Origin of the sequence: Sporosarcina sp. ZBG7A, assembly GCF_000813425.1 — a bacterium.
In the GTDB taxonomy this organism is placed as follows: domain Bacteria; phylum Bacillota; class Bacilli; order Bacillales_A; family Planococcaceae; genus Sporosarcina.
This window is the reverse complement of sequence record NZ_JWIB01000006.1, coordinates 1-10673: the sequence shown is the minus strand read 5'-3', so window position 1 is coordinate 10673 and position 10673 is coordinate 1. Positions and strand designations below refer to the sequence as shown.

The 10673-nt window shown below is 41.9% G+C and carries 13 protein-coding genes; 10 read left to right on the top strand and 3 right to left on the bottom strand.

Annotated features, from left to right (window positions below; genetic code table 11):
• Positions 1-161: 161 nt before the first annotated feature.
• Positions 162-782, bottom strand: a complete 621-nt coding sequence (gene lexA, locus RL70_RS01435; RefSeq protein WP_025784967.1) for a transcriptional repressor LexA — start codon at positions 780-782, stop codon at positions 162-164.
• Between the two features lie 187 nt (positions 783-969).
• On the opposite strand from lexA, the gene RL70_RS01430 reads away from it, so the two are divergent.
• The 6 genes from RL70_RS01430 (at position 970) to RL70_RS01405 (ending at position 5401) form a co-directional block, all read left to right on the top strand.
• Entirely contained in the window at positions 970-1284 is a 315-nt protein-coding gene (locus tag RL70_RS01430) for a LysM peptidoglycan-binding domain-containing protein (protein ID WP_052245724.1), read from the top strand.
• Positions 1284-1937, top strand: a complete 654-nt coding sequence (locus RL70_RS01425) for a recombinase family protein (protein WP_039041661.1) — start codon at positions 1284-1286, stop codon at positions 1935-1937. Before RL70_RS01430 ends, RL70_RS01425 begins: the two co-directional genes overlap by 1 nt.
• Before the next feature lie 71 nt (positions 1938-2008).
• Positions 2009-2242, top strand: a complete 234-nt coding sequence (locus RL70_RS01420; protein ID WP_039041660.1) for a DUF896 domain-containing protein — start codon at positions 2009-2011, stop codon at positions 2240-2242.
• Between the two features lie 106 nt (positions 2243-2348).
• Positions 2349-4355 (top strand): transketolase, encoded by a 2007-nt coding sequence (gene tkt / locus RL70_RS01415; RefSeq protein ID WP_039041659.1) that lies wholly within the window; start codon positions 2349-2351, stop codon positions 4353-4355.
• A gap of 207 nt (positions 4356-4562) precedes the next feature.
• A complete protein-coding gene (sirA, locus tag RL70_RS01410; RefSeq protein ID WP_052245723.1) occupies positions 4563-5009 on the top strand; it encodes a sporulation inhibitor of replication protein SirA in 447 nt (148 codons plus the stop codon).
• Between the two features lie 155 nt (positions 5010-5164).
• Positions 5165-5401: a YneF family protein gene (locus RL70_RS01405; protein ID WP_025784961.1), complete on the top strand. Its 237-nt coding sequence runs from the start codon at positions 5165-5167 to the stop codon at positions 5399-5401.
• Positions 5402-5480: 79 nt separating this feature from the next.
• Here the strand turns inward: RL70_RS01405 and RL70_RS01400 are convergent, their stop codons facing one another.
• Both RL70_RS01400 and RL70_RS01395 read right to left on the bottom strand, forming a co-directional pair.
• The gene (locus RL70_RS01400; protein ID WP_039041663.1) at positions 5481-6407 is read right to left on the bottom strand and encodes an alpha/beta hydrolase; all 927 of its coding nucleotides are present in this window, start codon (positions 6405-6407) and stop codon (positions 5481-5483) included.
• A gap of 13 nt (positions 6408-6420) precedes the next feature.
• Positions 6421-7323, bottom strand: coding sequence for a hydroxymethylglutaryl-CoA lyase (locus RL70_RS01395; protein ID WP_039041658.1), 903 nt, complete (start codon positions 7321-7323; stop codon positions 6421-6423).
• 118 nt (positions 7324-7441) lie between these two features.
• Between RL70_RS01395 and RL70_RS01390 the strand changes: the two genes are divergently transcribed.
• The 4 genes from RL70_RS01390 to RL70_RS01375 all read left to right on the top strand — a co-directional run bounded on the left by RL70_RS01390 (position 7442) and on the right by RL70_RS01375 (position 10652).
• The gene (locus tag RL70_RS01390; protein ID WP_039041657.1) at positions 7442-8626 is read left to right on the top strand and encodes an acetyl-CoA C-acetyltransferase; all 1185 of its coding nucleotides are present in this window, start codon (positions 7442-7444) and stop codon (positions 8624-8626) included.
• A 22-nt stretch (positions 8627-8648) separates the two neighbouring features.
• Complete coding sequence (locus RL70_RS01385) at positions 8649-8900, top strand: YqkE family protein (RefSeq protein WP_039041656.1); 252 nt, start codon at positions 8649-8651, stop codon at positions 8898-8900.
• A gap of 60 nt (positions 8901-8960) precedes the next feature.
• Positions 8961-10070, top strand: coding sequence for an o-succinylbenzoate synthase (menC, locus tag RL70_RS01380; protein WP_039041655.1), 1110 nt, complete (start codon positions 8961-8963; stop codon positions 10068-10070).
• Between the two features lie 66 nt (positions 10071-10136).
• Positions 10137-10652 (top strand): YhcN/YlaJ family sporulation lipoprotein, encoded by a 516-nt coding sequence (locus RL70_RS01375; RefSeq protein ID WP_052245722.1) that lies wholly within the window; start codon positions 10137-10139, stop codon positions 10650-10652.
• The last annotated feature ends 21 nt before the right edge of the window (positions 10653-10673 follow it).

The window sequence follows — 10673 nt, the reverse complement described above, 5'->3', positions numbered from 1 at the left end:
CTTGAGAAAGTGATCATAAAACTAGAAAAGTGATCATAAAGCTAGAAAAGTGCTCATAAACCGCAAAAAGTGATCATAAACTCAGGGAAATGCTCATAACCAAAACTAAAAAAACTGCGTACTCATCAGTTATGACGAGTACGCAGTTTTTATATACAAAATTAATGAATCGTCCGGTAAACACCGACCACTTTTCCTAGAATCGAGACATTCTCAATAATTATAGGATCCATTGAAGAGTTTTCAGGCTGCAAACGGAAGAAGTCTTTTTCTTTAAAGAAGCGTTTCACAGTTGCTTCATCTTCTTCAGTCATCGCAACAACAATTTCTCCATTGTTCGCGTTATGTTGCTGTTTCACAACAACGCGATCACCATTTAAAATACCAGCCTCGATCATGCTATCTCCTACGATTTCCAACATGTACAAGTTATCCTCAGAAGTCCCAAACGTATCCGGGATAGGAAAGTATTCTTCGATATTTTCAATCGCAGTGATAGGAATCCCAGCAGTAACTTTTCCGACTAATGGAACATGAACAACGCCAGTTTTTAACTCGTCCATTCCATGTTGGTCCAAAATTTCGATTGCACGTGGTTTAGTCGGGTCACGTCTGATGAGACCTTTACTTTCTAGTCTCGCCAGATGGCCATGAACAGTTGAGCTGGAAGCAAGTCCTACAGCTTCACCAATTTCCCGTACGGAAGGTGGGTACCCCTTTTTTTGAACTTCATCTTTAATGAAAGTCAGGATATCCTCCTGTCTTTTGGAGATCTTTTTCAATATGTTCACCTCTTCACTTTTTTTGCAGCGGACGTTGCTCTGCGAAGTGTTTCTATGAAAATAGTATAACAGGTGTTCGTACAGATAGCAAACAAAGGTTCTAATTTTTAGTGTTGACATACAAACCCTTGTTCGTATACAATGAAAATATAGAACCGAACGTACATTCTGGAAGGGGAAATCATTCATGACACTTATCCGAAAAAACAAAAATCTGGTAGTAGCTTTCGCACTGTTTGCAGTATTATCATTCGTCCTTATTCATAAACTTTCTGTTCCTCAAGATATTATAGAAGTGACAATCCTGGAAGGCGATACGCTTTCGCAGCTAGCCGAACGCTATGCAGGTGAAGTTCCTACTGACCGTTGGATTCGAGAGGTGGCGACACTGAATAATTTAACTGATTCTGCTATTATTGCAGGTGAAGATCTCAAGTTGCCATCTTATCTTGAGTCGGAGGTTGACGATACTCGACTCGTCCTTGCAGAGGAGGGGGAATAATGGGGAATAGAGGCAATTGCGTCTTGTATTGTAGAGTTAGTACTGAAAAAGATACGCAGGAGCTATCACTCTCCCGCCAATACGAAGAACTGACAACGTTGGCGGAATCGTTGGATTTTAACATAGCTGCATCATTTACTGACAAACACAGTGGATACGAATTGGATCGGGAGGGGCTATTGGATCTTCTTGATTATATCAAGGAAGGTTCTGTTAATGCTGTCCTAATCCAAGATGAAACAAGACTTGGTAGAGGAAATGCGCGTGTCGCTGTTTTGCACTTGCTTGCGAAAACAAATACATCCGTTTTTACCAATCACGACAATGGTCCATTAGAATTGAACGAGATGGACTCCATGCTTCTTGAAATTCTTGCCATAGTAGAGGAATATCAGAGAAAGTTACATAACGCTAAAATTAGAAGAGGGATGAAACGTGCCGTTGAGGCAGGGTATCGACCAGAACGTAATCTGAGCAACCAAGGTAATGCGGAAGGTAGAGAAAGAGTTGAGGCGCCGGTTCAAGAAATTGTGTCTTTACGAGATAAAGGACTGACATTTGAAGAGATTACATCTGTCCTCAAAGGACTCGGACATAACGTCAGCAAAGCGACGGTTCATAGACGATATCAAGAATATACTGCGGAGCAATAAGGCTAATTGTTTGCACTTCCTTTCATTTTTGTTTACGTTCTTATTGACGAAGTCGAACTGGAGGGAACATTATGCTGGAAGAAAATAAGATTAAACGTATTAATGAACTTGCAAAAAAAGCAAAAACATCAGGTCTTTCCATTGAAGAAGCGAAAGAGCAATCCCAGTTGCGTAGTGAGTATTTGAAAACTTTCCGTTCAACAATGAGAGATACGATTGAAAATGTTAAAGTAGTGGATCCTGATGGAAATGACGTAACACCTGAAAAAGTGAAAGATGCTCAAAATAAGAAATTTTTAAATTAAGTATCCACATATCTTTCTGACCGCAGTTTGTATTCCTGCGGTTTTTTCATTACAATGGATGAGGAATCTAGTTAAAATAAGAGAATGTGAAAGGGTGTAATTACCGATGACCAACACTATTGATCAACTGGCGATTAATACGATCCGGACGTTGTCGATCGACGCAATCGAAAAAGCAAATTCTGGCCATCCCGGCCTTCCTATGGGTGCTGCGCCAATGGCTTATGTACTCTGGACACAGCACATGCACCATAATCCAACAAATCCTTCTTGGTTTAACCGGGATCGCTTTGTATTATCTGCTGGTCATGGCTCGATGTTGCTCTATAGCATGCTCCATTTAAGTGGATATGATCTTCCAATGGAAGAACTGAAAAACTTCCGTCAGTGGGGATCTAAAACACCGGGGCATCCTGAATACGGTCATACTGCTGGAGTTGAAGCGACTACAGGACCTCTTGGACAAGGTATCGGAATGGCTGTCGGAATGGCAATGGCTGAAAAACACCTTGCTTCCACATATAATAAACCAGGTTTTAATGTAGTTGATCATTACACATATGCACTTTGTGGTGATGGAGACTTAATGGAAGGTGTTGCGGCTGAAGCTATTTCACTCGCAGGTCACCTTGAATTGGATAAGCTAATTGTTCTCTACGACAGCAATGACATTTCTCTAGATGGTGAATTGGATATGTCTTTCACAGAGAAGATTCAAAATCGATTTGAGTCATATGGATGGAATTACATTCACGTCGGTGATGGCAATGACACAGCACATTTGTCTAAAGCAATTGAACAAGCGAAACAAAATACAGGTGGTCCAACACTAATCGAAGTGAAAACTGTCATTGGATATGGCTCCCCTAACAAATCAGGTAAATCGGATGCTCATGGCGCACCTCTTGGTGAAGATGAGATGAAATTGACAAAAGAATCCTATAAATGGACATTTGAAGAGGACTTCCATGTCCCACAAGAAGTCTATGAAATGTTCAAATCTTCTATACAGAAGCTTGGTGTGGACAGTGAGTCCGAATGGAACAAATTATTCGGCGCTTATGAGAAGGAACATGGGGAACTAGCTGCACAACTGAAAAGTGCTATTGATGGAACAGATAAAGCTGCAGTCGAAGCCCAGTTGCCTGTTTATGAAGCTGGGAAATCTGTTGCAACACGTTCAGCTTCAGGGGATTCAATCAATGCAATCGCGAAGGCTCTTCCGTCATTCTTTGGTGGTAGTGCAGACCTAGCTGGTTCTAACAAAACTGCAATCAAAGGAGCAGGAGACTTCCTTCCAGGTAGTTTTGAGGGTCGCAATATCTGGTTTGGTGTGCGTGAATTCGCAATGGGTGCTGCTTTGAACGGAATGACACTACACGGTGGCCTGAATGTATTTGGCGGAACGTTCTTCGTATTTAGTGACTATGTCCGCCCTGCAGTCCGTCTATCTGCGTTAATGGGCATTCCTGTAACCTATGTATTTACTCATGACAGCATCGCTGTTGGTGAAGATGGTCCTACACACGAACCAGTTGAGCACCTAGCTTCACTTCGTGCTATGCCTGGCTTGTCGGTGATCCGTCCTGCTGACGGTAACGAAACATCAGCTGCATGGAATTTAGCTGTCACTTCAACGAACAAACCGACAGTCCTTGTATTGTCACGTCAAAACTTACCCGTACTTGAGAAGTCAGGCGAACTGGCATCCGAAGGAGTTAGTAAAGGTGCTTATACCGTTTCCCCTTCGAAAGCAGATCAGCCTGCTGCAATCTTGATCGCGACAGGGTCAGAAGTTAGCCTAGCTGTCGAAGCACAAGCGAAACTGAATGAGAAGGGAATCGATGTTGCGGTCGTCTCAATGCCTTCTTGGGATCGGTTTGAAGAACAAGACGCAGCTTATAAAGAGCAAGTGCTTCCAAAAGCTGTGACTGCGCGTCTATCTCTCGAAATGGGATCATCTCTCGGATGGCATAAATATGTCGGAAACGACGGTGACGTCCTTGCTATCGACACATTCGGTGCAAGTGCCCCAGGTGAAATTGTCATGAAAGAATACGGATTCAGTGTTGAAAACGTTGTATCAAAAGTAGTCACAATGGTAGGCAAATAATTTATAACTGATAAAAGCAGGGGCGGATTTAGCCTCTGCTTTTATTTTTTATAACGCTTTAGATCTTGATGAAGTGTAACTCTTCATAGATTTCGGTTGTATATCTAACTATTTTGACATTTCGACATAAATAGTGATGTTCTATTCCGCGAACTGACAGCCTTTGCGAAACACCTCCTGTACGATAATGTAAAGGAGTGGTCATACATGCGAACATATGGAATTTATAAAATCAAAGAAATGTACCAGACATTTGTCCTTGGACGTGAAAGACTGCTATATGATTTATTAAAAGAAGATGGTCGAGAGAATCATTTACAGGAAGTTCGATATTTATGCGATCGATTAGAAATCAGCAATGTCGAACAGGCGATTATGAGCGAACTCGGAAAGAATTTTCATACAGTAGAAGCAGGAGATATGAAATATACATTGACCCATCCATTGAAAGGCACGATAGATATCGGATTTTCCTCCCATGCATTACATGCAGCTTGTCACGGTTCACGAATGCTTGATTTAGATTTGTTTGTAGCACTTTCTAGTGTGGAAGACCGCTACTTTGCAATTATGGATGAAGCAGGCGAGTGGGGGTGGCTGAAGCCAGTGCGTTATACGTCTTCTCCGCTAGAACCCCAATACGTATTCGTTTGATCTAAAGTCTTTTATGAAATATTAGTTAAATTGCAGTCGTGTGGCATAAGAAAACAGGATTCTGATAACTGAGACGTTGCGTACTGGGGTTCGGATGCTGTATAATCCTTCTTGGTGGAAACACTTGGACTATTGCAGTAGGGGAGGTAGTACGTATGACTATTTGGTGGATCGTTGGAATTATTGTTGCACTTGCAGCAGGAGTTGCTCTTGGTTTCTTCTTAGCTCGTCAATATATGATGAAGTATTTGAAAGATAACCCACCGATTAATGAAGATATGCTTCGAATGATGATGATGCAGATGGGGCAGAAACCTTCTCAAAAGAAAATTAATCAAATGATGGCTCAAATGTCTAAGGCGTCTGAAAAAGACTCTAAGAAAAAGAAATAAAAACGTTAATATAGTAGGTTTTTATGACTTTCATGAATAAAACAAACAACACCCCGTTCAATAATATTGAACGGGTTTTTTAATTTAAATAACCATATTTTCTTAAGAAACGTTTAACTGTTGCTTCATATTCTTCTGGATTTTCGTTAAAAGATCTAGCGTGTGCACCTTTTGGAAAAAGTTTTATAGACTTTCCGCCATTTTTTTGCTCATACAATTCCTCTGTCATGTTCGGTAGGATGAAATCATCTTCCAAACTATGAATGAAAAGCATAGGGTGTGCAACTTGAGCGATGACTTGTTTTGGAGAAACTAGTGAAGTTGTATAGCCATCGCGGATTTTCAAAAAGATATTAGCAATTCGAATGACCTTAGGCGTACGAAGTGGCGTGGTCGTTTTCAATATATGAAATACCTGATCCGTAAAATCTGAAAAAGGGCAATCTGCTACATAAAAATCTGCTTCTTCTGGATAAGTCCCCGCTGTCAAAATCATCGTTGCTGCTCCCATGGATTCGCCATGAATTCCGAGTAATGCACGCCTACCAATACGTTCACGGACTGCCTGGATTATTGCGCGTAGGTCCATTTTTTCATAGAATCCAAAACTGGTCGTTTTTCCACCAGACTCTCCATGCCGACGATGATCGTATACGACAGAGTTAAATCCGAGACGTTCGAACATGCGGGCAAATTTCATTGAATTTATTTTGTTCTCTGTGACACCGTGGCAAATAATCACTGTTCTTGTAGTATCGAGCGGTCTTAGATAGATTGCATGCAACAAATAACCATTAGGCGATTGAATGCGCATTGTCGTTTTCGGAACGGTTTCATACCAGTGCGCATCGAATCGCCGAGCGATGGATTCTCGTTTTAAAACAACCTCGGCATCTTTTATTTTAAGAAACATTAACCGATTGGTAGCTAGGATGCCAAATGTTGTTACCAGAGCAGTCGCCATGAAAGTGATACCACCTGTAATTGCAAGCAGACGCTTTCTCAATAATTTCAGCTCCTTAGATCCTTCCGTTTTCATACAAACGGTACATGCCACTCTCGATAGGCCGTGACACATGTGGAGCAATTTTTTCAACTGCTTCACACACTTGTTTTACATCGATGCCTGTAGAGATTTCTAGCAAATCTAGCATGTTCACCACATCTTCGGTCGCAACATTTCCAGTGGCGCCATCAGCGAATGGACATCCGCCAAGGCCGCCAGCTGCCGAATCGAATCGGTCAATGCCTGCTTGCAAGGATGCAAAAATGTTTGCAAGTGCCATTTTTCTAGTGTCATGGAAATGAGCAGTTAGCAGTACCGAAGGAAATGACTGCCGAAGGCGTGTGAAAAGTTCATAGCTCTCGACAGGATTGGCCATACCAATAGTATCAGCAACGCTAAGCTCATCTACACCTAACGCGACAAACTGTCTGCAGAGTTCAATACAATCATCTACTTCAATTTTCCCTTCGTATGGACAATAAAACGCAGTAGAAATACAAGCGCGAACAAAAACACCTTCATCTTTTAGCTTAAGTATTACCGGAGCAAGCGCCTCTACACTCTCAGCGGTCGTACGGTTAATATTTTTTTGATTGAATGTATTACTCACACCTACAAAAATTGCGATACTTTTAGCACTGGCTTCTTGAGCAAGTGCAACTCCTTTCGCATTGGGTGCAAGGACAATCGAGCGTTCCACTAAATCAGCATTCTCCATAATTTCTAGCGCATCACTCATTTGTGGTACCCATTTAGGAGACACGAACGAGGTGAGCTCCATTTCAGTTACACCGGATTTTTTTAATAGACGGATAAATTCTAGCTTTACATCTGTTTCAACGTGGTTCTTCTCATTTTGCAGACCATCACGGGGTCCGACCTCGATAATTGTCACTTTTTTTGGTAAACTAAACATACAATCCCTCCTACAGCCTATTCTAACGGACTGTAGCAGATGCAGGCAATTCATATGTGGGAATGTTCTGTATTTCAAAAAGGGAAAAGTCTCATAAACACAAATAGGGGGAATCACAATGTCAGAACAAATCGTAATTGCGAGTGCTGTTAGAACACCAATCGGCTCATTTTTGGGAGCATTGAAAAATGTGAGCGCAACAGAACTCGGTGCTCTTGTCATCAAAGAGGCTTTAAATCGTACAGGACTATCAGGGGCAGATGTGGATGAAGTCATTATGGGGAATGTACTTCAAGCGGGTCTCGGACAAAATCCGGCTCGTCAGGCATCGATGAAAGCAGGGCTTCCTGAACAGGTACCAGCGATGACGATCAATAAAGTATGTGGCTCTGGATTAAAAGCGGTCCAACTTGCGCGACAAGCGATTTTATCAGGTGACGCAGAAGTAATCGTTGCTGGTGGTATGGAAAGTATGAGTCAGGCACCTTATGTGCTGAAGAATGCCCGTGAAGGATTTAAAATGGGTGACCAAACAATGGTAGATACTATGATTTCTGATGGTCTTTGGTGTGCATTCAACGATTATCATATGGGCGTTACGGCTGAAAATCTGTGCGATCGCTATGGTTTGTCTCGTGAAGAACAAGACGAATTCGCTGCCGATTCTCAGAGAAAAGCTTCCGCAGCGCGCACAGCTGGTAGGTTTGCTGATGAAATAGTTCCCGTTGAAATTCCTGTTCGTAAAGGTGAACCAATCCTATTTAAGGAAGACGAATATATTAAAGAAGGTACGACTGCGGAGAAACTGTCCAAACTTCGACCTGCATTTAAAAAGGATGGCAGTGTGACAGCTGGAAACGCATCCGGATTGAATGATGGAGCTGCGGCATTAGTCATCATGTCTAAATCGAAGGCGGATGCACTTGGTATCACACCGCTAGCAACCATTACTGCGAATGCAAATGCGGGAGTAGATCCAGCAGTTATGGGAATCGGCCCTGTACAAGCGGTTACAAATGTGTTGAAACGATCGAACCTCAAGTTAGATGATATGGATTTGATTGAAGCAAACGAAGCATTTGCAGCCCAATCACTTGCAGTTGATCGGGAATTGAAATTTGATGCTGAAAAACTGAATGTCAACGGTGGTGCAATTGCACTTGGTCACCCGATTGGGGCAAGTGGTGCACGAATACTTGTCACATTGTTGCATGAAATGAAACGGCGTGACGCAAAACGTGGATTAGCTACACTTTGTATTGGTGGCGGACAAGGTGTCGCGACCATTGTCGAGCGTCCGTAAGTAGAAAAGAGGAGAACGACCCATGGCGAAAAAAAGAAATCAACAACCTTCAGTAAACAAACCTAAAGATGATGGAGCACTCCGACTAGCAGATGTATTAGGCGAGGATGTTCTTTCTAAACTAAAAGAAGCGAAGCAAGAACTTTCGCAAGCGGAAGCAAAAGCGGAAGAAGCTAGGATGGAACAGGCGTTAAAAGATAAAAAAGAGCGGGAAGCGAATAAGAGTTTCGCTGAATTGCTAGACGAATACGATGGGAAAACACGTAAATACTAACGAACAAAACCGCATGTGTTTCTTACGTGCGGTTTTGTCCATAAAGGAAGGAAAGATGAAATGATTATTCGTGATGTCATCATTCGAAAGTTGGAAATGACGATGAAGAATCCATTTTCAACAAGCTTCGGAACGATGCAAACCCGACAATTTCTCGTAATTGAAGTGGTCGACGAAAAGGGGAAAAAAGGCTATGGGGAAGGTGTAGCATTTTCCATTCCTTGGTATACAGAAGAGACGACAGAAACCTCCTTACATATGATCCAAGACTTTTTAGTACCGTTGCTAAAAGGAAAGACAATCCAACATCCTGATGAAGTGAATGAAATTTTTAAATCGATTCGAAAAAACAATATGGCAAAAGCTGCAGTTGAATGTGCAGTGTGGGACTGCTGGGCAAAACGACAAGGCATTACGTTAACAGAAGCGATAGGCGGTAAGAAAGAAAAAATTGACGTAGGAATCAGCATCGGACTCCAAACGGATTTCGAAGCACTTGGTGAACGGATTGAACAGAGTTTGGAATCAGGTTTTAAACGAATAAAAGTGAAAATCAAACCCGGGAGTGATTTAAAGTTGCTCTCAGAAATCCGTGAACGCTTTCCAGAAGTTCCACTCATGGCGGATGCCAATTCCTCTTACACACTAGATGATTTGGAGCTACTAAAACAACTCGATCAGTTCAACTTAACGATGATCGAACAGCCACTCGCAACTGATGATATCGTTGATCATGCAACATTACAACAGCAAATCCAAACACCTATTTGTTTAGACGAAAGCATCCTTTCCGCTGAGGATGCGCGAAAAGCCATTCAGCTTGGAAGCTGTCGTGTCATTAATATTAAAATAGGTCGTGTTGGAGGGATGACAGAAGCTAAAAGAATCCATGACGTGTGCCAGGAAGCGGGAATCCCAGTCTGGTGTGGTGGTATGTTGGAAGCTGGAATTGGACGAGCACACAATATTGCACTTACCACATTGTCGAATTTCACCTTTCCTGGAGATACAGCAGGTTCTGCTTCATATTGGGAGCGCGATATTATTACACCTGAAGTCACGGTGGAAGATGGAACGATTACCGTATCTGAAATTAATGGAATGGGATATGAAGTGGACATGAACGAAATTGAGCGTCATACCATCCAACGTATCGATATTCATTTTTAAAAGAAATACACATAGTTTTTCTGTTTTTGTCCATACTGTCTGTAAACAGATATGGAGGAGAGACAAATGAAGAAATTTTGGATGGTTTTTGCTGCTTGTTTGCTGATGTTATCGCTTGCTGCATGTGGGAAAAAAGATAAAGAAGTGGAGAACCAAACGAACGACACTGGAGTCGTGGAGAATGAAAACGATACAACGACAGACATGGACGGAACTGATGATGATACCACTAACGATAATGCGACAAACGATCAAACGGTTGAGAACGCCGATGATATTGCAGACGCTGTCTCAACCCTAGAAGAAGTCGATCATGCAAATGTTCTTAAGATGAACAACAGTGCATATGTTGGTGTGACTCTTAAAGAGGGAACTACCTCTTCTAAAGAATTAGATGACAAAATTGCTGACAAAGCCAAAGAAGTAGGAGCAGATACTGACAAAGTATATGTATCCACAAACCCTGATTCTGCAAAGCAAATTGATGAATATAGCGACAAAATTCGCGATGGTGAACCTGTGGAAGGATTCTTCGATGAAGTCGGAGATGCTATGAAGCGAATGTTCCCAGATGCTCATTAAGACATAAAACAAAACCCGACA